Origin of the sequence: Kitasatospora sp. MBT66, assembly GCF_000710405.2 — a bacterium.
GTDB classification, from domain to species: Bacteria; Actinomycetota; Actinomycetes; order Streptomycetales; family Streptomycetaceae; genus Kitasatospora; species Kitasatospora purpeofusca.
Window position 1 is genome coordinate 917,946 of record NZ_JAIY01000006.1, and the last position, 22,571, is coordinate 940,516.

Genomic DNA, 22,571 nt, shown 5'->3' on the forward strand with positions numbered 1-22,571 from the left:
GGCCGCCGACGCCCTGGCCGCCGATCTGGCGGCGGTGCGCGGCCGGGGCTGGGCGGCGGAGTCGGCCGAGCACCGGGAGGCGGTCACCTGCGTGGCGGCGCCGGTGGCGGGCAGCGACGGGCGGGCGGTCGCGGCCTGCGCGATCTCGGCGCCGGCCGACCGGATGCCGTCGGCCGAGCTGCTGCGGCTGGTGCCGGAGCTGCTCTGCACCGCGGAGGCGGTCTCGCTGGCGTACGGCGGCTCGCCTACTCCTCGCTGGTGCGAGAACCGTTGCGGTGCCAGGCCCGCGGCGCGCGCCAGCCGTACTTGAGGGCGAGCATCCGCAGGATGAACGCGGTCAGCGCGGCGGCGGTGCCGGTGGCGGCGGTGAGGCTGTCGAGGGCGATCAGCACGGCGACCAGGGCGGCGCCGACGAGGGCCGGCACGGCGTAGATCTCGCGGTCCCAGCGCAGCAGCGAGGGGAGTTCGCCGGCGAGGACGTCGCGCATCACGCCGCCGCCGGCGGCGGTCACCATGCCGAGGGCGACCGAGGAGACCGCGCCGAGCCCGTAGTCGTGGGCCTTGGCGGTGCCGGTGACGCAGAACAGGCCGAGGCCGAGCGCGTCGAGGGTCTGCACGGCGCGGTTGATCCGCTCGACCTCGGGGTGCAGGAAGAAGACCACCAGGCCGGCGAGCAGCGGGGTGCTGAAGTAGCCGAGGTTGCTGAACGCGGCGACCGGGGTGGCGCCGATGACGAGATCGCGCATCACTCCGCCGCCGAGCGCGGTGACCTCGGCGAGGACGCAGATGCCGAAGATGTCCATGTTCTTGCGGACGGCGAGCAGCCCTCCGGAGAGGGCGAAGACGAAGATGCCGACGAGGTCCAGCGACTGCTGCACGTCGGAGGGGAAGATCTGCGAGGTCACCGCACCAGTGTGACCCGGCCGGCCCTCCCCTCCGACCGCGCGGTCAGGCGGAGGCCCGCGCCCCGTCGCCGGTGACGGCGTTCTCCGGGAAGTGGCAGGCCACCTGGTGGCCGGCCGTCGCCGCGACGAGCGGCGGCTCCTGGGTGGCGCAGATCTCCTGGGCCTTCCAGCAGCGGGTGCGGAAGCGGCAGCCGCTGGGCGGGTTGATCGGCGAGGGCACGTCGCCCTTGAGCAGGATCCGCTCGCGCCCGCCGCTCTGGCGCCGGCGCGGGTCGGGCACCGGGACGGCCGACATCAGCGCGGTGGTGTACGGGTGCATCGGGGCGCGGTAGAGCGAGTCCCGGTCGGCGATCTCGACGATCTTGCCGAGGTACATCACGGCGACCCGGTCGGAGACGTGCCGGACCACCGAGAGGTCGTGCGCGATGATCAGGTAGGTCAGGCCGAGCTCCCGCTGGAGGTCGTCGAGCAGGTTGACCACCTGGGCCTGGATGGAGACGTCCAGGGCGGAGACCGGCTCGTCGGCGACGATCATCCGGGGTCGCAGGGCGAGCGCCCGGGCGATGCCGATGCGCTGGCGCTGGCCGCCGGAGAACTCGTGCGGGTAGCGGTTGTAGTGCTCGGGGCTGAGCCCGCACAGCTCCAGCAGCTCCTGGACGGCCTTCTTGACCCCGCCCTCGGGCTCGGCCTTCTGCAGCCGGAACGGCGCACCGACGATGGTGCCGACGGTGTGCCGCGGGTTCAGCGAGGAGTACGGGTCCTGGAAGATCATCTGGATGTCGCGGCGCAGCGGCCGCATCGCCCCGACACCCAGGTGGGTGATGTCGGTGCCCTCGAACTCGATCTTCCCTGCGGTCGGCTCGTCGAGCCGGGTGACCAGTCGGCCCATGGTCGACTTGCCGCAGCCGGACTCGCCGACGACGCCCAGGGTCTCACCGGCGTTGACCGTGAAGTCGATGCCGTCGACCGCCCGGACGGCGCCGGTCTGGCGCCGCATCAGGCCGCTGTGGATGGGGAAGTGCCGGGTCAGGCCGGTCACCCGGAGCAGCGGCTGCCGGTCCGGGGCGGGCGCCGGCGCGGGGATGGTCGCCGCCTGGGTGTCCGTCATCGGTTCTCTCCAGAAAGGTGGTACGAGTCCGGGCTCACAGCCGGGGCGCGATCTCTTCGGTGAAGATGCGGTGCCGCTCGGAGAGCGCGAGGTGGCAGGCCGCGTGGTGGCCGGGCGCGACCTCGGTGAGCCCCGGGGTCTCCTCGGTGGAGCGCCCGCCGGTCAGCGCCGCGTACGGGCAGCGCGGGTGGAAGGCGCAGCCGGACGGCACGTTGATCAGGCTGGGCGGGGTGCCCTTGACCGGGACGAGCCGCTCCTGGAGCTCCCGGTCGAGACGCGGCATCGAGCCCAGCAGGCCCCAGGTGTAGGGGTGTTCGGGCGAGTCGAAGAGGGTCTCGGCCGGGCCGCGCTCGACGCACTTGCCGCCGTACATGACCAGGATGTCGTCGGCGAGCTCGGCGACCACCCCGAGGTCGTGGGTGATGATGATGACGGCCGAGCCGAACTCCTCCTGGAGGTCCCGGATGAGGTCCAGGATCTGCGCCTGCACGGTGACGTCCAGGGCGGTGGTGGGCTCGTCGGCGATCAGCAGCGAGGGGTCGTTGACCAGGGCCATGGCGATCATGGCACGCTGGCGCATGCCGCCGGAGAACTGGTGCGGGTAGTCGTCGACCCGGCGGTCCGGCTGCGGGATGCCGACCCGGTCGAGCATCTCGACGGCGCGGGCGCGGGCCTGCTTCTTGGTCGCCTGCGGGTGGTGCACCCGGTAGGCCTCGACGATCTGCTGCCCCACCGTGTAGTACGGGTGCATCGCGGTCAGCGGGTCCTGGAAGATCATCGCCATCTCCCGGCCGCGCAGTTCCCTGACCCGGTCCGGGCCGGCCGCGACGAGGTCCTCGCCGTCGAGCCGGATCTCGCCGGTGATCCGGGCCCGCTTGGAGCGGTGCAGGCCCATGATGCCGAGCGAGGTGACGGACTTGCCGGAGCCGGACTCGCCGACGATGCCGAGGGTGCGGCCCTTGGCCAGGTCGAAGCTGACCCCGTCGACCGAGCGGACCAGGCCGTCGTCGGTGTCGAAGTGGATCCGCAGGTCCCGGACGGAGAGGTACGGCTCCCCTCCTCCGGCCGGGGCGGCCGCGCGGGCCGGGGTCTTCTGGAGCTCGGTCACGACAGCCTCACCCGGGGGTCGACAGCGGCGTACAGGAGGTCAACCACGAGGTTGCAGAGGACGATGAAGAAGGCGGCGAGCAGCGTGGTGCCGAGGATCTTCGGCAGGTCGTTGTCGGAGATCGCCTGGACGGCGAACTGGCCGACGCCCTGGAGCGAGAAGACCTGCTCGGTGATCAGCGCACCGCCGAGCAGCAGACCGAGGTCCATGCCGAAGATGGTGACGATCGGGGTGAGCGCGGCGCGCAGTCCGTGCCGGGTGACGACCTTGCGCTCGGCCAGGCCCTTGGCCCGGGCGGTGCGGATGTAGTCCTCGCTCATCGTCTCCAGCATTCCGGCGCGGGTGAGCCGGGCGTAGAGCGCGGAGTAGAGGAAGGCCAGCGAGATCCAGGGCAGGATCAGGTTGCGGGCCCACATCAGCGGGTCGTCGGTGAAGTTGACGTACTGCAGGTTGTCCAGGATCGGCCACTCGTAGCTGAACACCGTGAGCAGCAGCGCGCCGGTGAAGAAGACCGGCAGCGAGACGCCGGCGAGCGCGATGCCCATCGAGATCCGGTCGAAGATCGAGCGCGGCCTGAGGGCGGAGACGACGCCGGTGGCGACGCCGGAGACCAGCCAGAGCGTGGCCGCGCCGATGGCGAGCGACAGCGTGACCGGGATCCGCTTGGACAGTTCGGGCCAGACCTCCAGGTGGTTCTTGAAGGAGTAGCCGAAGCAGGGCACGTGGCAGGTGGCCGGTTCCGGGCCGAACTTGTATTCGGCGCCGCTGACCAGCCCCTTGAGGAAGTTCCAGTACTGCGTGTACAGCGGCTGGTCGAGGCCGAGGTTCTTCTTGACCGCCGCGATCGCGTCGGGAGAGGGGTTCTTCCCGATGTACTGGGTGGCCAGCTGGTCGACCGTCTCGCCGGCGAGGCGCGGGAGCAGGAAGAAGATCGCGAAGGTGACCGCGCTGACGACCAGCAGCAGCACCGCGGCGGCGAGGATCCTGCGGATGATGTAGGCAAACACAGTTGGTCGGCTCCGGCCGCCCGCCGCCGTCCGGGATCCTCCGGACGGCGGCGGGCTTTGCCGCTGCCTTCACCTGCCTTCAGGGATGCAGAGCCAGGCTCTTACTTGGTGGTGCCGATGTTCAGGTAGTCGTACTCACCCGAGAAGGCCGGCGTGGACGCGAGGTTGGTGGCGTTGTCCGGGCGGTACAGGAAGACCTTGAAGTCGGTCAGCGGGACGTAGACCGCGGCCTCCATGACCTTCTTGTCGATGTCGCCGTAGATCTTCTCGCGGGCCGCGCGGTCCGGGTTGGTGGCGGCGTCGTCGAGCAGCTTGTTGACCGCGGGGTCGTTCAGCGAGGCCAGGTTGCTGTTGCCGGAGGCCTTGATCGCGCGGCCGTCGACGATCTGCTGCAGGAAGCCGTAGCCGGTCGGCCAGTCGGCGCCCCACTGCATCATCATCAGACCGATGTTGTGCTCCTTGGCGAACTTCGGAGCGCCGGCGCTGTCGGCCAGGTACTTGCCCTGCGGGAACTGCTGGATCTCGGCGTTGATGCCGACCTTCTTCAGCGCGGCCTGGATCGAGGTGGCCGCGGCGACCTCGGTGGCGCGCTCGGTGCGGGCGGAGAGCACGGTGGTGATGCTGTCCTTGCCGCAGGCCTTCAGCGCGGCCTTGGCCTTGGCCTCGTCGCCCTTGTTGTCCTTGGTCTCCCAGACGTTGAAGTCCTGGTGGCCCGGGATGTCGGGCGGGAGCACGGTGTTGGCGACCTGGCCGCGGACGGGGCCGCCGAGCGCGGTCTGCACCGAGACCTTGTCGACCGCGTACTGGACGGCCTTGCGGCACTCGATGTTGTCGAACGGCGCGACATCGGTGTTGATGGCCATGTAGACCAGGCGGCCGCCGTAGGCGTTGTCGGTGTTGGCCTTCAGCTTCGGGTTCTGCAGGATCTGCGCCTGGGTCTGCGGGTCGACACCGCCGCCCACCAGGTCGACCTGGGCGTTGCCGGCCAGCAGGTCCTTGTCGATGGTGGCCTGGTCGATGTTCATCCGGAGCACGATCTTGTCCGGCAGCTGCTTGCGGATCGGGTCCGTGCTCGGGTCCCAGTTGGTGTTCGGGACCAGGACGGCCTGCTTGCCGTCCTCGTAGGACTCGAACTTGAAGGAGCCGGAGGACACGATCTTCTTGACGTACTCGGCGCCGGTGTCCTTGGCCTGCGGGACCGGGACCGTCTGCGGGGCGCTGACCAGGTAGTCGAAGTCGGCGAAGGCGTGCGTCAGGTGGAAGACGATGGTGGTGTCGTCCGGGGTCTCGATCGACTTCAGGTCGCCGGTCTTGTCCTTGTACGGGCCCTCGTACGGCGTCGGGTTGTCGACCAGCAGCTCCTTGAAGTACGTCGGGCCGTTGGAGTTCACGTCCGGCGCGAAGTTGGAGCGCTCGACGGCGTACTTGACGTCCTTCGAGGTGATCGGGGTGCCGTCGTCGTACTTCAGGCCCTTGCGCAGCTTGTACGTCCAGCTCAGGCCGTCGGCGCTGACCTGGCCGAGCGACTCGGCGAGGTCCGGGACGAGCTTGTTGCCCGCCTCGCCGGCGCCCGGCTGGAAGGTGGTGAGCGGACGGCCGTACAGGCGCGAGAAGTTGTAGATGTACGCGTAGTACGTGTTGCCCGGGTCGAGCGAGTCGGGGGTGCCCTTCATCTCGAAGGTCACCGTCCCGCCCTTCTTGTCCGAGGCGTTGACGATGCCCTTGGTGGCCGCGTTGGCACCGGAGCCGCCGGCGGCCTCGGTGGCGGAGCCGGAGGCGGTGGACTTGGCGTCGGTGCTCTTCGTGCTGGACGAGCAGCCGGTGACGACCAGGACCGCGGCAGCAGCCGTGGCGGTCAGTGCGACGGTACGGGACCTACGCATGGGTGAGATCAACCCCTTGAGGAAGTGTTGGCCGAACGAGGGATCCTGACGCGGCGTCAGTTGCTCTTGGGATCGAGGGCGTCACGCAGCCCGTCGCCGAGCAGGTTGAAGGCGAGTACGGTGACGAAGATCGCCACACCGGGGACCACCATGTACTGGGGGTCCACCTGGTAGTACCGGATCGCGTCCTGGAGCATGCCGCCCCAGGAGGCCTGCGGGGGCTGGATGCCCACGCCGAGGAAGCTCAGCCCGGCCTCGAAGAGGATGTTGGTCGGGATCAGCAGGGTCGAGTAGACCAGGATCGGACCGACCAGGTTGGGCAGGAGCTCCTTGAAGAGGATGAACGGCCCGCGGGCGCCCAGGCTCCGGGCCGCGTAGACGAACTCGCGCTCGCGCAGCGAGAGGGTCTGTCCGCGCACGATCCGGCCCATGTAGGGCCAGTTGAAGAAACCGATCACGAAGATCAGCACCATGATGTGCAGCGGGAGGCCGTGCAGGCCGAACGCGCCGCCCTGCAGCGAGGTCGAGATCGCGATCGCGAACAGCAGCAGCGGGAAGGCGAGGAAGACGTCCATCACCCGGCTGATCAGGGTGTCCACCCAGCCGCCGTAGTAGCCGGCCATGATGCCGAGCACGGTGCCGATGGTGTTGGACAGCACGGTCGCGCCGAAGGCGACCAGCAGGGAGACCCAGGAGCCCTCGATGACGCGGGTCAGCAGGTCACGGCCCTGCAGGGGGTCGACGCCGAGCGGGTGGTCCCAGCTCATGCCGCCCCAGTCGCCGAACGGCAGACCGCCGAGGTCGGCGTCCAGGAGGTCCTGGTTGAGGGCGTCGGGGTCGAGGCCGAAGGCCGATTCGATCGGCTTGGCCAGCACGGCGAGCAGGATCAGCAGGATCACCACGACGCCGCCGGCGACGGCGGCCTTGTCCCGCTTGAAGCGGGTCCAGGCGATCCGGCCGAGCGAGCGGCCCTCGATCTTCTTGGCCGGGCTCGCGGCGGCGTCTGCCTCCGGTGCGTTGCCGGCGGTCTTGATGGGTGCGGTCATGGTCAGTTCGGTCCCCTCGCCGACGGTGGCCGGCCCACGGGTGCCGGGCACCGGGATCGGCGGCGCGGCTGGTGCGGACGTGCTTGGGTGCGGACGTGCGGAAGTGCAGGAGCGGAGTGTTTCCAGCGGTACGACTGGCTCAGTACTGCTGCCACGCGGGATGGGCGTCACGTGGATCATGCGGTCCGCCAGCGCGTTCGCCCTTGTGGGACGCCAACCACGCGCGGCGGGCTGTTGCAGAACTCTCTGCCATCCGAACTGGCTTACGCCAGCCCTGACCACCGACAGATGCCCAACTGTGATCTGTGTGCATGCACCTCCACGACCATCGGCATATCCCTCTTCACACAGCTGTAACAGCCATGTCAAGATGTGTTCCATCCGATTCGGGGAGAACGTCCGAAAAAACGTCGAAACCGGCCTGACGTGACGTCAAGCCGGTTTCGTGGCACGGGACTCGGGGCTCCGCCCCGGTCAGCGACCGGGGTAGCCGGGCCACGGCTGCTGCGGCGGAGGCTGCTGCCCCGGCCAGGCCGGACCGGGCGGCTGGGTGCCGTAGCCGAAGCCCTGCCCCTGGGCCGGGCCCTGCTGCGAGGCGTACGGCGGCGGGGGCACCGGCGGGTAGGGGCCGGTCTGCGGACGGCCGTGCCCGGCCGCCTCCCGGTCGTAGAACGGGCGCGCGTGGGCCCGCATCCAGAGCGCCACCGGGTCGAACTCGTCCGCCATCGCCACCGTCGAGACCGCCAGCCCCTCCGGCGCGACCGCGATCGCCCGCTGCATCAGCGCCCGCACCGCCTCCACCGTGGGCGGCGAGCTCTCGTACAGCTCCAGACCGATGGCGAGGTACGGCTCGCCCACCGACGGCCGCACCCAGGCCCGGCGCAGCGCCCGCACCGCCCGCACCTCGGCCGCCTGCCGCTCCAGCAGCGCGAAGAACTGCTGGGCCGGCACCTGCGGCTCGCTCAGCTTCAGCGGACCGGCCGGCAGCCGGTCCAGTCCCGCCGCCACCCGGCGCAGGTCCGCCCACGGCACCCCGACCCCGCCGCCCGGGGCGTGCGGGTTCAGCCACAGCCCCCAGCGGGTCCGGTACAGCGAGGCCGCGATCTCCCGGCCGGAGATCACCTCGTGCGCCCGCGCCCAGCCGGACGCCGCCAGCTGCTCGGGCGAGGTGACGGCCGGCGCGTAGCCGTGGCCGCTGATCTCCATGTTCCCGTACTGGGCATCGGCGCTGCCCGGCGTCCCGTGCCACAGCAGCATCCAGACCCGGCCCTCGGCGAGCGCGTTCAGCATCGTCTCGTAGGCCTCGTAGCGCTCCGGCGCCACCTCGCGCAGGGCGCGTTCCAGCGCGCCCGGATCCGGGCGTCCGGTGGGCGCCTGGCCCCAGGGCCCCGGTGCACCGCCAGCTACCGATCCCGCACTCATGCGCCCACCTCGTTGCGCCTCTTCGTTCCTCGTCCGTCACCGGCGGCCCGGCGGCCGTCAGCACGCACCTTATGGGGCACCGTCGACCACCGCCACGCCGACGTGCCAGGGCCCCTGCCGCTCCCCCGCCCGCGCCCGGCCCCGACAGGTGCCGGAGGGACGGCCGGGGACCGGCTCAGCCCCGCACGTGGAAGGGCGCGACCCGGTTCACCATCCACTCGACCACCGGATCGTCCGCGAGGTCGAGCAGTACGAGGTGGACGCCGCCGGGCAGCGGCGCGGTTCCCAGCGCACGCCCCAGCGCCTCGTTCACCGCCCCCGGGTCGGCCGGGGCCGCCGGGTCGAGCTGGACGCCCACGAACATCACGGTCGGCTCGCCCTCGACACTGGCCAGCGCCCGCCGGGCGGTCAGCACCCCGGGCAGCAGTGCCAGTTCGGCCCGGCAGGCGGCCAGGAACAGCTCCGGGTCCTCGCCCGGAACCGGCTCGCGCAGCGCCACCCGGCCCCCGGACGGCGCGTCCTGGGCGACGTCCCAGCGGTCCTCGCGCGGCCCGCGGCGCAGCTCGGCCACGCCCTCCGGCGGGACCGGGATGCCCACCGGGGCCTCGGGGTTGACGGCGATACCGACGCCCAGCGGCAGACCGCGGGCGAACTCCCACACCGGCGCGACCGCGAACGCCATCCCCGGCGCCTGCTGGAGCAGCACCTCCTGCGAGGAGAAGACCGGGACATAGGGGCCGCCGGCCAGCTCCAGGGTCGGCAGGTCCAGCGCCCGCCCCTGCGGGTCGCCGCCGGACGGCAGCGGGATCCACACCTGGCTGCGCGCCAGCACCTCGATCACCCGCGGGGTCGCGCCCGGGTCGCCGAGCGCGGCCGTGAGCACCTGCTCCAGTTCGTTGGCCGGCCAGGCACCGCCCGCCGGCGCCGACTGCGCCCCGCCCCAGCCCTGCTGCTCCACCGGGTTGCCCATCCGCCCCTGTACCGCCCTCCGCTCGCCGATTCCCGCAGCCTAGCGTCCGGGCGGGACGGAACGGGACGCGGAAGGAAGGCGGGACGCGACCGGGAGCGGAGCGGGAGCTGTGAGGCAGCCCCCTCTCCCGCCATCGGTGCGGACGTGCCATGATGTGCGCGTCTGCGGTGGCATCCACCCAGGCCCTCCAACTCCATACCGGCCGCTCGAACCCGCGCGGGAGAGTCCGGAGTGCCCCGTCCTGGCGGCACAGCCGGCGCCGAAGGAGCAAGTCCTCCCCGGAATCTCTCAGGCCCCCCTACCGCACGGGTTAGGCAGATCTGGAAAGCGGTGCACGGCCCTGCCGTCCGCCCACCCACGGTGCAAGCCGCCATGCTGTCCTTTGCAGGGCAGTGGACGGTGAAGCTCTCAGGTACGACGACAGATGGGGAGACCCAGCCGCCGCATGCCCGCGCGCAGGGTCCGCCCCGTGCCCGGGCCGGTCCCGGCGTGCGCACCCCTGAGTGCCCCGACCGAGGAGTTCCTGGCCATGTCGTCCCTCCGCCTCACCGCGCTCGACGCGCTGCACCGCGCCCTCGGCGCCACCATGACCGACTTCGCCGGCTGGGACATGCCGCTGCGCTACGGCAGCGAGCGCGAGGAGCACCTCGCCGTCCGCACCAAGGCCGGTCTGTTCGACCTGTCCCACATGGGCGAGATCACCGTCACCGGCCCGCAGGCCGGCGAGATGCTGGACCACGCCCTGGTCGGCTTCGTCTCCGCGCTCGGCGTGCTGCGCGCCCGCTACACCATGATCTGCGCCGAGGACGGCGGCATCCTGGACGACCTGATCGTCTACCGCCTGCGCGAGGACGCCTTCCTGGTGGTCGCCAACGCCTCCAACGCCCAGCTGGTGCTGGACGAGCTGATCGCCCGCGCCAAGGGCTTCAACGCCGTCGTCTCCGACGACCGCGACGCCTACGCGCTGATCGCCGTCCAGGGCCCGGAGTCCACCGCGATCCTGGCCGACACCACCGAGGCCGACCTGCCCGGCCTGAAGTACTACGCGATCCTCCCGGCCCAGGTGGCCGGCCGCGACGTGCTGCTCGCCCGCACCGGCTACACCGGCGAGGACGGCTTCGAGATCTTCTGCAACCCGGGCGACGCCGAGCAGATCTGGCAGGCGCTGACCGCGGCCGGCACCGACCGGGGCCTGATCCCCTGCGGCCTGTCCTGCCGCGACACGCTGCGCCTGGAGGCCGGCATGCCGCTGTACGGCCACGAGCTGTCCACCGAGCTGACCCCGTTCGACGCCGGCCTGGGCCGGGTGGTGCGCTTCGACAAGACCACCAACGAGGGCGCCTTCGTCGGCCGCAAGGCCCTGGAGCGGGCCGCCGCCGCGGCCGAGGCCAACCCGCCGCGGGTGCTGGTCGGCCTGGTCTCCGAGGGCAAGCGGGTGCCGCGCGCCGAGTACACCGTGGTCTCCACCGAGGGTGCCCCGATCGGCCGGATCACCTCCGGCTCGCCCTCCCCCACCCTCGAGAAGCCGATCGCGATGGCCTACGTGGACGCGGCCCACGCCGCCCCGGGCACCACCGTCGCGGTGGACGTGCGCGGCAAGCACGAGCCGGTGCAGGTCGTGGCGCTGCCGTTCTACAAGCGCGCCCGCTGACCCCGCTCCCCCACCTTTCCCTCGCGAGGCTCGTCCGCCCCCCGGGCCGCTTCGCCGTACCCGCTTCCCATCCTGGAGAATGACGCCATGAGCAACCCCCAGCACCTGCAGTACACCGAGGAGCACGAGTGGCTGACCACCGCCGAGGCCGGTGAGGTCGCCACGGTCGGCATCACCAAGCACGCCGCCGACGCCCTCGGCGACATCGTCTACGTGCAGCTCCCCGAGGTCGGTGACACCGTGACCGCCGGTGAGACCTGTGGCGAGCTGGAGTCGACCAAGTCGGTCAGCGACCTGTACTCGCCGGTGACCGGTGAGATCACCGAGGTCAACGAGGCCGTCGCCGACGACAACAGCCTGGTCAACAGCGACCCCTTCGAGGGTGGCTGGCTGTTCAAGGTCCGCGTCGGGTCGACCGGTGCGCTGCTGAGCGCCGACGAGTACACCAAGCTCACCAACCCCTCGGCCTGAGCCACCCGGGGCGGCCGCAGCGCGGTGGCCGCCCCGCCCGCCGGCCCTCCTCCCTCTCACTTCCGGGAAGACTCCACCATGACGGTTCTGAACCAGTCCCTGCACGCCCTCGACCCGGAGATCGCCGCCGCGGTCGACGCCGAGCTGCACCGCCAGCAGACCACCCTGGAGATGATCGCCTCCGAGAACTTCGCCCCGGTGGCGGTCATGGAGGCCCAGGGCTCGGTCCTGACCAACAAGTACGCCGAGGGCTACCCCGGTCGCCGCTACTACGGCGGCTGCGAGCACGTCGACGTGGTCGAGCAGATCGCGATCGACCGGATCAAGGCCCTGTTCGGCGCCGAGCACGCCAACGTCCAGCCGCACTCGGGCGCACAGGCCAACGCCGCCGCGATGTTCGCGCTGATCAAGCCGGGCGACACCATCCTGGGCCTGAACCTGGCCCACGGCGGTCACCTGACCCACGGCATGAAGATCAACTTCTCCGGCAAGCTCTACAACGTGGTGCCGTACCACGTCGACGAGAAGTCCGGCCAGGTCGACATGGCCGAGGTCGAGCGCCTCGCCAAGGAGCACCGCCCGCAGCTGATCATCGCCGGCTGGTCCGCCTACCCGCGCCAGCTCGACTTCGCCGAGTTCCGCCGGATCGCCGACGAGACCGGCGCACTGCTGATGGTCGACATGGCCCACTTCGCCGGCCTGGTCGCCGCGGGTCTGCACCCCAACCCGGTGCCGTACGCGGACGTGGTCACCACCACCACCCACAAGACCCTGGGCGGCCCGCGCGGCGGCGTCATCCTCTCCAAGGCCGAGCACGCCAAGAAGATCAACTCCGCGGTCTTCCCCGGCCAGCAGGGCGGCCCGCTGGAGCACGTCATCGCCGGCAAGGCCGTCGCCTTCAAGGTCGCCGCCTCCGAGGAGTTCAAGGAGCGCCAGCAGCGCACCCTGGACGGCGCCCGGATCCTGGCCGAGCGCCTGCTCCAGTCCGACGTCACCGAGGCCGGCGTCTCGGTGCTGTCCGGCGGCACCGACGTCCACCTGGTCCTGGTCGACCTGCGCAACAGCCAGCTCGACGGCCAGCAGGCCGAGGACCGGCTGCACGAGGTCGGCATCACGGTCAACCGCAACGCGATCCCGAACGACCCGCGCCCGCCGATGGTCACCTCCGGCCTGCGGATCGGCACCCCGGCGCTCGCCACCCGCGGCTTCGGCGCCGAGGACTTCCGCGAGGTCGCCGACATCATCGCCGAGGCCCTGAAGCCGGCCTTCGACGAGACCGTCGCCGCCGACCTGAAGGCCCGGGTCACCGCCCTCGCCGAGAAGTACCCGCTGTACCCGAACCTGTAGGTCCCTCCTGTTCGACCGCGGGTGACCGGGCTCACGCCGCCCGGACACCGGGGATTCCGGGGCACCGCGCACACTGGAAGGTGCGCGCGGTGCCCCGACCCGTGTCGGTCGCCCGACCCACCACCTCCGCCACTGCCGTCCCTCCCTCCCTGCCGGCACCACCCACGAGACCAGACAAGGACGTCACTCCGTGGCCATCAGCGTCTTCGACCTCTTCTCCATCGGCATCGGCCCGTCCAGTTCCCACACCGTCGGCCCGATGCGCGCCGCCCGGATGTTCGCGCGCCGCCTGAAGTCCGAGGCCCTGCTGGACGAGGTGACGGCGGTCCGGGCCGAGCTGTTCGGCTCGCTCGGCGCCACCGGCCACGGCCACGGCACCCCGAAGGCCGTCCTGCTGGGCCTGGAGGGCTACTCCCCGCGCACCGTGGACGTCGACCGGGCCGACCTCGACGTCGAGCGGATCACCGCCGAGAAGCGGCTCAACCTGCTCGGCACGCACGCCATCGACTTCGACCGCGACACCCAGCTGGTGCTGCACCGGCGGCGCTCGCTGCCGTACCACGCCAACGGCATGACCCTGTGGGCCTACCGGGCCGACGGCTCCACCGTGCTGGAGAAGACCTACTACTCGGTCGGCGGCGGCTTCGTCGTGGACGAGGACGCGATCGGCGCGGACCGGGTCAAGCCCGACGACACCTCGCTCAAGTACCCCTTCCGCACCGGCGACGAGCTGCTCCGGCTCAGCCGGGAGACCGGCCTGTCCATCTCCGGCCTGATGCTGGAGAACGAGAAGGCCTGGCGCAGCGAGGAGGAGATCCGCACCGGGCTGCTGGAGATCTGGCAGGTCATGCAGGAGTGCGTCCGGGCCGGCATGTCCCGCGAGGGCATACTCCCCGGCGGCCTCAAGGTGCGCCGCCGCGCCGCCTCCGGCGCCCGTGCGCTGCGCGCCGAGGGCATCGGCCCGGCCAACGCGATGGAGTGGGTGACCCTCTACGCGATGGCGGTCAACGAGGAGAACGCCTCCGGCCGCCGGGTGGTCACCGCCCCGACCAACGGCGCGGCCGGCATCATCCCCGCCGTCCTGCACTACTACCTGAACTTCATCCCCGGCGCGGACGAGGACGGCATCGTCCGCTTCCTGCTCGCCGCGGGCGCGATCGGCATGCTCTTCAAGGAGAACGCCTCCATCTCCGGCGCCGAGGTCGGCTGCCAGGGCGAGGTCGGCTCGGCCTGCTCGATGGCGGCCGGCGGCCTCGCCGAGGTCCTCGGCGGCTCGCCCGAGCAGGTCGAGAACGCCGCCGAGATCGGCATCGAGCACAACCTCGGCCTCACCTGCGACCCGGTCGGCGGCCTGGTGCAGATCCCCTGCATCGAGCGCAACGGCATGGCCTCGGTCAAGGCCGTCACCGCCGCCCGGATGGCCCTGCGCGGCGACGGCCGCCACCACGTCTCCCTCGACAAGGCGATCAAGACCATGAAGGAGACCGGCGCCGACATGAAGATCAAGTACAAGGAGACGTCCCGCGGCGGCCTCGCCGTCAACGTCATCGAGTGCTGACAGCGCCCCGCTCACGACCGCGCCCCCGCCCACCGGCGGGGGCGCGGTCGTTTGCTCCCCCCGGCCAGGGGCAAGAAGTGGGGCCGACGTCAGGTCACGCATGATCGGAACCGGGAGATCGTGAATAATCTCAGGCGCTGACGTGAACCTATGCAAATTCCGAAGGTGAACTAAGTTACAAACCTTCCATTCGAAGCCACCCGGTTTGCCCACATGCTGAGATCCATGCGATAGTCGAAGCGTTCGAGGGTGAACGTCAGCGACTGACGGAGCCCCGGGCAATGACTTCGGCCCGCCCGACCCGGCACGGCCGACACCCATCGCACGGCACGCACCCCCTTGGCCGCGCGGTGACTTGCAAGGGCCCCCAGCCGCCGACCACGGCGATATCGGGGGCCCTGCGTGTTTTCCGGGCCCGGCTCGCACCGGACGGGCCCGGTTCAGACCCGCTCGCGGACCTTCAGCTCGAACCAGACGCCCTTGCCGCGCGGCAGCAGGTCGGCGCCCCAGCGGTCCGCGAGGTCGTCGACCACCTGGAGCCCGCGCCCGCGCTCGGTGACCGGCAGCGGCTCCGCCAGGATCATGCAGGGCAGCGCCCGCGAGGAGTCCCGCACCTCGACCCGGAGCCAGCCCGGTTTCCGCACCACCTGGAGCCCGATCGTCCGCCCCGCGGCATGCCGCACGGCATTGGCGACCAGCTCACTGGTGAGTAACTCGCACACCTCCAGGTGCTGGTGCAGCTCCCAGGCACCCAGGACCGCGAGCACCAGTCGGCGCGCCACCGGTCCGGTCTCCGGCCGGGACGGGAGCCGCACCTCACCCGGCGTCGTCCGGTCGCACAGCCTGCCGGCGTACAGCCGCTCCAGCTCGTCGCAGCTGAGCCGTTCCAGCGCCGCCAGGGAGTCCTGGAACGACCCCCACGACGCTTCGGCGACCAAGCTGGAACCCGGAATCGATGACTGATCTGTTTCGCCCCAACCCGCCATGCGCCCCATCATTGCGGAACGCAAGCGGCCGCGTACGGACAATGAACAAACGATCACTACTCTTTCGGCATATGCCGGGTGCAACCCGAACCCGCGTTCGTACGGGCCGGGCCGCCCCCGTGCCGATGTGCTACCAAGCGCTCCAGTCCATGTTCCAGCCGCTGAGGCCGTTGTCCGGCTTGACCTGTCCGCGCGTGGAGTTCAGCACCGTGACGATGTCCCCGATCAGCGAACCGTCGTAGAACTTGCCCGCCTCGGTGCCCGGTGCGCCACCCTCGACGTCCTTGAGGGCCACGCAGCCGTGGCTGGTGTTCTGGGTGCCGAACACCGACGCGGGGCGCCACCAGTTGCCGTGCACGTAGGTGCCGCTGTCGGTCAGCCGCATCGAGTGCGGAACCTGCTTGTCGTAGGGGTCGCCGGTCATGCCGGGCAGGGTGCTGGACTGCATCCGCACCACGCCCTCCTTGGACATCACGACCATGGTGCCGTTCCAGGTCGGGAACTCCGACGAGCCGGAAGTGATGTCCAGGACCGAGCTCTGGCCGTCCCGGACCACCGTCATCCTGTGCGTCTTGGCGTCAACGGTCGAAACCTGGGATCGCCCGATAGTGAAGGGCTCGTCCCGGTCCACTCCCCCGTAGACGCCCGGCGCGATCTCCACGCTCTTCAGCCGGTACTTGACGGTCACCTTGGTGCCGGGGGTCCAGTGCTTCTCGGGACGGAAGTCCAGCCGGCGGTCGCCGAACCAGTGACCCTTGAGCACGGTGCCGTTGTCGGTCTCGAAGGTGATGCCCCGGGCCACCGCCTCCTTGTTCTTCACGTCCTTGTCGAAGTCGACCGAGACGATCATGCCGACGCCGTAGGTGGCGTTGTCCTGGACGTTGTCGCTCACCTTCGACTCCCGCTCGGGCGCCAGCGTGGTGAAGCCGCTCTCCGCCTCGGCGACCACGCCGCCGGCGTCCGCCGCCAGCGCGTTCACCTGGTACGCGGTGCCGACCGCCAGCGGGCCGGACGGCGTCCAGCTCGACCCGTCGGCGGCGAGGGTGCCGGCCACCTCCTTGCCGGCCTTGTCGCTCACCTTGACCGTGGTGAGCTTCCCGCCCGTCACCGCGACCTTGAGCGCGCCGTTCGGGGCGACGTCCACCGCGCCGCTCTTCGGCTGGATGTCCACCACCGCCCGGGAGACCTTGGGCACCGCGGGGGCGGTGGTGGCGGCGCCGGCGGGGGCGCCCGTGGCGGCCGGAGCGCCGGCGGCCTGACCGTCGGCCGGGGCGGCGGACGACGGGGCCCCCGCGGTCCCGCCGGCCCCCAGCTCGGCCTTGGCCGCCGTCCCGCTCCCCGCCCCGCCGCTCCCGCCGCAGGCGCTGGTCAGCACCAGCGCCCCGCCGACCAGCCCCGCGGCCACCACCCTGCGTATCGACTTCACCGTCGTCCCCCTCGTTCGTGTCACGGTGTTCGACATTTACACGCGCCGTGCACCGGAAAGGTTGCGCCGTTCGGAGGGGCATCGGCACCGAAAACACGACCGGCCCGACCCCAACGAGTGAGGATCGGGCCGGTCGTGGCGGTTCCGCGACTGGCGGGTGCTACTGGCGGGTACGACTACCAGTTCGCCCAGCCGATGTTCCAGCCGCTCAGGCCGTTGTCGGGGGCGACGACCTTCTCCTTGGAGTTCTTGATCGTGATGACGTCACCGATCATCGAATCGTTGAAGAACTTGCCGGCCACCGAGGCGTCGCTGCCGCCCTTCTCGTCCTGCATCGAGATGCAGCCGTGGCTGGCGTTGCTCTTGCCGAACGGGTTGGCCCAGTAGTTGCCGTGCACGAAGGTGCCCGAGTTGGTCAGCCGCATCGCGTGCGGGACGTCCGGGATGTCGTACTCGCCGCCGAGGCCGACGGTCTGCGAGTTCATCCGGGTGACCTTCTCCTTGGACATCACCACCATGGTGCCGTTCCAGGAGGGGTTCTTCTCGTCGCCCAGGGTCACCGGGATCGTGCGGCTGTCGCCGCCCCGGGTCACCGTCATCTGGTGGGTGGCCGAGTCGGCGACCGAGACCTGGGAGCGGCCGATGGTGAACGGCTCGTCCTTGTCGATGTCGCCGTAGACGCCCGGGGAGACCTCGACGTTCTTCAGGCGGTACTTGATGAGCACCTTGGTGCCCGGGTTCCAGTACTTCTCCGGGCGGAAGTCCAGCCGCTTGGTGCCGAACCAGTGGCCCTTCACGGTGGTGCCGTCGCTGGCCTCGAAGGTGATTCCCTGGACGACCGCGTCCTTGTTCTTGACGTCCTTGTTGAAGACCACCGAGACGATCATGCCGACGCCGTAGGTGGCGTTGTCGGCGATGTTGTCGTTGGTGGAGATCTTCTTCGCCGGGGTCAGCGTGGTGAACGAGGTGGTCGACGCGGCCACCAGGCCCTCGGCGTCGGTGGCCTGGGCGTTCACCTTGTACGCCATGCCGACGGCCAGCGGGGCGCTGGGCTTCCAGCCGCTGCCGTCCGCGGCGATGGCGCCCGCGACCGGCTTGCCCTCCTTGTCGGTCACCTCGACCGTGGTGAGCTTGCCGCCGGTCACCCCGACCTTGAGCGCGCCGTCCGGGGCGACGTCCTGGGAGCCGTCCTTGGGCTCGACGTTCAGCACGGCGGCCGAGGTCTTCGGCGCGGCGGAGCTCGGGCCGGGCGTCGGCGTCCCGCCGTTGACCGCGGCTCCGGCGTCGGCGGCCCCCGCGCTGGCGGTCGCGTCACCCCCGCCGGCCGCCTTGTCGTCACCCCCGCTGTTGCAGGCCGCGGTGAGCAGCAGCACCCCACCCATCGCCAACGCCACCGCGCTCTGGCGCAGACGGCGGCTGGTGACGGTGGTACGTATCGCGGCGTCGGCCGCCCTAACCGGCTTCACGGTCTCTCCCCTCCCGGTGTCCATCACTGTGGACGCGCTGGTGCCCGAACGGGTTGCACCGGACCGGCGATCATCCGCGCCGGGCTTCGGCGCGGCAAGCAGGATAGCTGGGCCGATCGGGTGAATCCTGGGAGGGCTGCCGGTGAACGGGGGTGAAGATCGTCCGCACCCGGCGGTCACGCCGCCATCAGGGCCTGGAGCCGGGGGACGGCGCCGGGGCGACGGCCGGGGGAACACCCGCCGGGAGGCCCGGGGCGGGGCTCGGCACCGGACTCGGGGACGCCCCGGGCGGCGCACTCGGGGACGCCCCGGGCGGCGCACTCGGGGACGCAGTCGGCGGCGCACTCGGGGACCCGCCGACCGGCGCACTCGGGAGCGGACCGGCGCCCGGCCCGGCGGCCGGGGCGCCGGAGGGGCTCGCGCCCGACTGGAGGGCGCTCCCGGCCACCCACTGCGCCCAGGGCAGGTTCCAGCCGTTCAGCCCGTTGCTCGGCGGCACCGCGTCCCCCGTCGAGGCCCGGACCTCCAGCACGTCCCCCGGGATCGTGTGCTCGAACAGCCAGCCCGCCGGCGTCTCCCCGCTCGCCCCGCCCTTGGCGTCGGCCAGCCCGATGCAGCCGTGGCTGGTGTTGGCGGTGCCGAACACCGACGGGTTGGCCCAGTAGTTGCCGTGCACGAAGGTGCCGGAGTTGGTCAGCCGCATCGCGTGCGGCACGTCCTTGATGTCGTACTCGTCGCCCATCCCGACGGTCTGCGAGTTCATCCTGGTCACCCGGTACTTCTCGGACACCACGAGCACGCCCCGGTAGGTCGTGTGCTTGGCGTCCCCGCCGGACACCTTGAGGGTGCGCACCACCCGGCCGCCCTGGCCGGCCCGGACGGTGAGGGTGTGGGCGTCCAGGTCGACGGTGGAGACCTGGGGCCGGCCGACGGTGAACCGGACGTCCTTGTTCTGGGTGCCGAACTCGCCCGGGGCGCCCTGGACGTCCTTGAGCCGCAGCGCGACCGCCACCTTGGTGCCCGGCGCCCAGTACGCCCGGGGGCGGAAGTCCAGCCGCTGGCCGCCGAACCAGTGCGCGGCCACCTCCACCGGCGGGTCGGCGGTCACCGCGATCGCCCGCTCCACCGCCGCCCGGTCGGTGACCGGGCGGCTGAACCGCAGCGAGACCGGCATCCCGACCCCGACCGTGGAGCCGTCCTCGGGGGTGAAGAAGGCGACGAAGGTGTGCGCCCGGGCCATGGTCGAGAAGTCGGCGTGCTGGACCGCCCGCTGCCCCTGGTCGTCCTCGGCCACCGCGTCCAGGGTGAACCTGGTGCCCAGCGGCAGCGGGCCGTCCGGCGCCCAGCCGGTGCCGTCCGCGGAGAGCGTCCCCGGCACCTCGCCGCCCCGGTTGTCGGCCAGCCGCACCGACACCAGCCGGCCCTGGGCGACGCTCACCCGGACCGGGCCCTCGGGCGGCAGGTTCTGGGTGTCGTCGGCCGGCAGCGCGGTGATCGACGCCCTGGAGGCCGGCGGCGGACCGGACGGCTCCGCCCGGACGGCGTCCGCGCTCGTGCTCCCCGGCCCGCCGCCAGCGCCGGAGCACCCGGCCAGCACGGCCAGGGAGCAGCCCACCGCCGCCAGCCGCCGTACCCACATCCGTCCTCGGGGCCGCATCCCGGGACCTCCCGCCGTAGCCGTCCGATACCCCGCACAACGAGGACGGCCCCGGCAGGACACGCCGACACGCCGGAAGCACCCACTCCGACGGCCCAGCACCGCGGCCGTACCCGGGCGCCATCCGCCGGTAACACGGTGTTAAGCCGCTTCCGTCCGGTGCGATCAGGGAATGAGACACCGCACGGGGTCCGGGACACCCCGTCAGGGAGGGCACCGCCATGGCGTCAGGGCAGGAGTCGGCGGCCGCCGTGCGCGCGCACGCCCCCACGGCCGTCAACGGGCACCGCGCGTACGGGCATCCCGGCGAGCGGCCGGACGGCGAACCGCCCTGGCCGGGCAGCCGGCTGCCGCTCGGCGCGCGCTTCCACCCCGGTCCGGACGGCCGCCCCGGCACCAACTTCGCGCTCTGGGCCGGCGGCGCCGAGGCCGTCGACCTCTGCCTCTTCGACGAGGACGGCCGGGAGAGCCGGCTGCGCCTCACCGAGCAGGACGCCCACACCTGGCACGGCTTCGTCCCCGGGGTCCTGCCCGGCACCCGGTACGGCTACCGGGTGCACGGCCGCTGGGACCCGTGGACCGGCGCCCGGTGGAACCCGGCCAAACTGCTGCTCGACCCCTACGCCCGGGCGATCGACGGCGGCTACACCGCGCACGACGCGGTCTGCTCCGCGGCCCGCAACTGGCCCGAGGCCGAGGTCGCCGACACCGTCCGGGACAACCGCGACTCGGCCCCCTACGTGCCCAGAGCCGTGGTCGTCCGGGACGACGACGACTGGTCCGACGACCACCGGCCGAAGACGCCGTGGGCCGAGACCGTGCTCTACGAGCTGCACGTGCGCGGCTTCACCCGCCGCCACCCCGACGTCCCGCCCGAGCTGCGCGGCACCTACGCCGGACTCGCCCACCCCGCGGCGATCGCCCACCTCACCGGCCTGGGCGTCACCGCGGTCGAGCTGCTCCCGGTCCACCACCACGTCAGCGAGGACCACCTCCAGGCCCGCGGCCTCGTCAACTACTGGGGCTACAACACGGTCGGCTACTTCGCCCCGCACGCCGGCTACTCCGCCGCCGGCTCGCGCGGCGGCCAGGTCGGCGAGTTCAAGCGGATGGTCCGCGCCCTGCACGCCGCCGGCATCGAGGTGATCCTCGACGTCGTCTACAACCACACCGCCGACGGCGCCGAGCTCGGCCCCGCACTGCTGCTGCGCGGCATCGACAACGCCGGCTACTACCGGCTGCCGCCCAACCGGCCGCGCGGCTACGCCGACTACACCGGCTGCGGCAACAGCCTCGACACCCGCCGCCCCCAGGTGGTCCGGCTGATCACCGACTCGCTGCGCTACTGGGTGCACGAGATGGGCGTGGACGGCTTCCGCTTCGACCTCGCCGCCACCCTCGCCCGCGGCGCCGACGGCGGCGTCACGATGGAGCACCCGCTGCTCTCCGCCGTCTCCCAGGACCCGCTGCTCAGCCGGGTGAAGCTGATCGCCGAGCCCTGGGACGTCGGCCCGGGCGGCTACCAGGTGGGCGGGTTCCCGCCACCCTGGGCCGAGTGGAACGACCGCTACCGCGACACCGTGCGGGACTTCTGGCGCGGCGCCCGCCCGGACGTCCGGGAGCTCGGCTACCGGCTCTCCGGCTCCTCCGACCTCTACCAGCGGGACGGCCGGCGCCCGTACGCCTCCGTCAACTACGTGACCGCGCACGACGGCTTCACCCTGCGCGACCTCGTCTCCTACGACCGCAAGCACAACGAGGCCAACGGCGAGGCCAACCGGGACGGCACCGACGACAACCGCTCCTGGAACCACGGCGCCGAGGGGGAGAGCGCCGACCCCGCCGTCACCGCCCTGCGCCGCCGCCAGCTGCGCAACCTCACCGCCACCCTGCTGCTCTCCGCCGGGGTCCCGATGATCACCGCGGGGGACGAGTTCGGCCGCACCCAGGGCGGCAACAACAACGCCTACTGCCAGGACAACGAGGTGAGCTGGCTGGACTGGTCGCTGCTCGACGACCCGGCCTGGCGGAGCCTGTACGAGTTCACCGCCCGGCTGGTCCGGCTCCGCCGCGACCACCCGGTGCTGCGGCAGCGGGCGTTCTTCTCCGGCCGCGCCACCGCCCCCGGCGGCCTGCCGGACCTGGCCTGGTTCACCCCGCTCGGCAAGGAGATGACCGAGGCCGACTGGTTCGCGCCGACCGCCGCCGTGGGCATGCTGCTGGCCGGCACCGCGATGTCGGAACGGGACGCGCGCGGCCGGCCGCTGCTCGACGACAGCTTCCTGCTGCTGCTCAACGCCGGCCCCGAACCGGTCCCCTTCGTCCTGCCCGGCACGCCCCGGGCGGGCGACGGCACCGGCTACGAGACCGTGGTCGACACGGCGGCGGCGGACGGCGGCCCGGCGGGGCGGCACCTCCCCGGCGACCCGGTCCCGCTCGGCGCCCGCGCCCTGCGCCTGCTCCGGACCGTGCCCTGACCGCGCCGGCCGGCCGGCCGCCCCCGGCCGACGGCTCCCAGCTGGCCGGTTCTCGACGACAGGTCCGAAAAACCGGATGAGAA

At 71.9% G+C, this 22,571-nt stretch carries 18 protein-coding genes and 1 riboswitch; of the genes, 6 read left to right on the forward strand and 12 right to left on the reverse strand.

Annotated features, from left to right (window positions below; all coding sequences use genetic code 11):
• Positions 1-310: IclR family transcriptional regulator C-terminal domain-containing protein (locus BI06_RS46390; protein WP_304440882.1), on the forward strand; the 310-nt coding region annotated here is incomplete at its 5' end.
• Here the strand turns inward: BI06_RS46390 and BI06_RS16510 are convergent.
• From BI06_RS16510 to BI06_RS16545, 8 genes are all read right to left on the reverse strand, one after another.
• Positions 246-905, reverse strand: a complete 660-nt coding sequence (locus BI06_RS16510; RefSeq protein WP_030392714.1) for a trimeric intracellular cation channel family protein — start codon at positions 903-905, stop codon at positions 246-248. The two genes, BI06_RS46390 and BI06_RS16510, sit on opposite strands and share 65 nt — an antisense overlap.
• 43 nt (positions 906-948) lie before the next feature.
• Complete coding sequence (locus tag BI06_RS16515; protein ID WP_030392715.1) at positions 949-2,013, reverse strand: ABC transporter ATP-binding protein; 1,065 nt, start codon at positions 2,011-2,013, stop codon at positions 949-951.
• Between the two features lie 34 nt (positions 2,014-2,047).
• On the reverse strand, positions 2,048-3,121 hold the full coding sequence (locus tag BI06_RS16520; RefSeq protein WP_030392716.1) for an ABC transporter ATP-binding protein: 1,074 nt from the start codon (positions 3,119-3,121) through the stop codon (positions 2,048-2,050).
• Positions 3,118-4,128 carry an ABC transporter permease gene (locus BI06_RS16525; RefSeq protein ID WP_030392717.1) on the reverse strand — a complete coding sequence of 337 codons (1,011 nt, stop codon included), beginning with the start codon at positions 4,126-4,128 and terminating at the stop codon, positions 3,118-3,120. The genes BI06_RS16520 and BI06_RS16525 overlap by 4 nt, the downstream gene beginning before the upstream one ends.
• Positions 4,129-4,229: 101 nt before the next feature.
• The gene (locus tag BI06_RS16530; RefSeq protein ID WP_030392718.1) at positions 4,230-6,011 is read right to left on the reverse strand and encodes an ABC transporter substrate-binding protein; all 1,782 of its coding nucleotides are present in this window, start codon (positions 6,009-6,011) and stop codon (positions 4,230-4,232) included.
• 56 nt (positions 6,012-6,067) lie between these two features.
• Positions 6,068-7,057, reverse strand: a complete 990-nt coding sequence (locus BI06_RS16535) for an ABC transporter permease (RefSeq protein ID WP_030392719.1) — start codon at positions 7,055-7,057, stop codon at positions 6,068-6,070.
• Positions 7,058-7,531: 474 nt separating this feature from the next.
• A complete protein-coding gene (locus BI06_RS16540) occupies positions 7,532-8,479 on the reverse strand; it encodes an enhanced serine sensitivity protein SseB (RefSeq protein WP_051741118.1) in 948 nt (315 codons plus the stop codon).
• Between the two features lie 175 nt (positions 8,480-8,654).
• Positions 8,655-9,449, reverse strand: coding sequence for an enhanced serine sensitivity protein SseB C-terminal domain-containing protein (locus BI06_RS16545; RefSeq protein ID WP_030392721.1), 795 nt, complete (start codon positions 9,447-9,449; stop codon positions 8,655-8,657).
• Positions 9,450-9,656: 207 nt separating this feature from the next.
• A riboswitch (glycine riboswitch) is annotated at positions 9,657-9,763 on the forward strand.
• Between the two features lie 215 nt (positions 9,764-9,978).
• Here BI06_RS16545 and gcvT point away from each other — a divergent pair.
• The 4 genes from gcvT (at position 9,979) to BI06_RS16565 (ending at position 14,476) form a co-directional block, all read left to right on the forward strand.
• On the forward strand, positions 9,979-11,100 hold the full coding sequence (gene gcvT / locus BI06_RS16550) for a glycine cleavage system aminomethyltransferase GcvT (RefSeq protein ID WP_043468832.1): 1,122 nt from the start codon (positions 9,979-9,981) through the stop codon (positions 11,098-11,100).
• An 87-nt stretch (positions 11,101-11,187) separates the two neighbouring features.
• Complete coding sequence (gene gcvH / locus BI06_RS16555; protein ID WP_030392723.1) at positions 11,188-11,571, forward strand: glycine cleavage system protein GcvH; 384 nt, start codon at positions 11,188-11,190, stop codon at positions 11,569-11,571.
• Positions 11,572-11,649: 78 nt separating this feature from the next.
• Entirely contained in the window at positions 11,650-12,918 is a 1,269-nt protein-coding gene (gene glyA / locus BI06_RS16560) for a serine hydroxymethyltransferase (protein WP_030392724.1), read from the forward strand.
• Positions 12,919-13,108: 190 nt separating this feature from the next.
• The gene (locus tag BI06_RS16565) at positions 13,109-14,476 is read left to right on the forward strand and encodes an L-serine ammonia-lyase (RefSeq protein WP_030392725.1); all 1,368 of its coding nucleotides are present in this window, start codon (positions 13,109-13,111) and stop codon (positions 14,474-14,476) included.
• A gap of 440 nt (positions 14,477-14,916) precedes the next feature.
• Here the strand turns inward: BI06_RS16565 and BI06_RS16570 are convergent, their stop codons facing one another.
• The 4 genes from BI06_RS16570 to BI06_RS16585 form a co-directional block, all read right to left on the reverse strand.
• Complete coding sequence (locus BI06_RS16570) at positions 14,917-15,414, reverse strand: ATP-binding protein (RefSeq protein ID WP_233290167.1); 498 nt, start codon at positions 15,412-15,414, stop codon at positions 14,917-14,919.
• Between the two features lie 178 nt (positions 15,415-15,592).
• On the reverse strand, positions 15,593-16,888 hold the full coding sequence (locus tag BI06_RS16575; RefSeq protein WP_043468835.1) for an Ig-like domain-containing protein: 1,296 nt from the start codon (positions 16,886-16,888) through the stop codon (positions 15,593-15,595).
• A 176-nt stretch (positions 16,889-17,064) separates the two neighbouring features.
• Entirely contained in the window at positions 17,065-18,354 is a 1,290-nt protein-coding gene (locus BI06_RS16580) for an Ig-like domain-containing protein (RefSeq protein WP_233290168.1), read from the reverse strand.
• 187 nt (positions 18,355-18,541) lie between these two features.
• Positions 18,542-20,011, reverse strand: coding sequence for an Ig-like domain-containing protein (locus BI06_RS16585; protein ID WP_082558512.1), 1,470 nt, complete (start codon positions 20,009-20,011; stop codon positions 18,542-18,544).
• A gap of 221 nt (positions 20,012-20,232) precedes the next feature.
• On the opposite strand from BI06_RS16585, the gene glgX reads away from it, so the two are divergent.
• Positions 20,233-22,488: a glycogen debranching protein GlgX gene (gene glgX, locus BI06_RS16590; protein ID WP_030392730.1), complete on the forward strand. Its 2,256-nt coding sequence runs from the start codon at positions 20,233-20,235 to the stop codon at positions 22,486-22,488.
• The last annotated feature ends 83 nt before the right edge of the window (positions 22,489-22,571 follow it).

Excerpts from the sequence above, each read along its gene's own strand:
- BI06_RS16515 (WP_030392715.1), bottom strand. The coding sequence starts at position 2,013 with ATGACGGACACCCAGGCGGCGACCATCCCCGCGCCGGCGCCCGCCCCG.
- BI06_RS16530 (WP_030392718.1), bottom strand. The coding sequence starts at position 6,011 with ATGCGTAGGTCCCGTACCGTCGCACTGACCGCCACGGCTGCTGCCGCG.
- gcvT (WP_043468832.1), top strand. The coding sequence starts at position 9,979 with ATGTCGTCCCTCCGCCTCACCGCGCTCGACGCGCTGCACCGCGCCCTC.
- BI06_RS16545 (WP_030392721.1), bottom strand. The coding sequence starts at position 9,449 with ATGGGCAACCCGGTGGAGCAGCAGGGCTGGGGCGGGGCGCAGTCGGCG.
- BI06_RS16585 (WP_082558512.1), bottom strand. The coding sequence starts at position 20,011 with ATGCGGCCCCGAGGACGGATGTGGGTACGGCGGCTGGCGGCGGTGGGC.
- BI06_RS16535 (WP_030392719.1), bottom strand. The coding sequence starts at position 7,057 with ATGACCGCACCCATCAAGACCGCCGGCAACGCACCGGAGGCAGACGCC.
- glyA (WP_030392724.1), top strand. The coding sequence starts at position 11,650 with ATGACGGTTCTGAACCAGTCCCTGCACGCCCTCGACCCGGAGATCGCC.
- gcvH (WP_030392723.1), top strand. The coding sequence starts at position 11,188 with ATGAGCAACCCCCAGCACCTGCAGTACACCGAGGAGCACGAGTGGCTG.
- BI06_RS16540 (WP_051741118.1), bottom strand. The coding sequence starts at position 8,479 with ATGAGTGCGGGATCGGTAGCTGGCGGTGCACCGGGGCCCTGGGGCCAG.
- glgX (WP_030392730.1), top strand. The coding sequence starts at position 20,233 with ATGGCGTCAGGGCAGGAGTCGGCGGCCGCCGTGCGCGCGCACGCCCCC.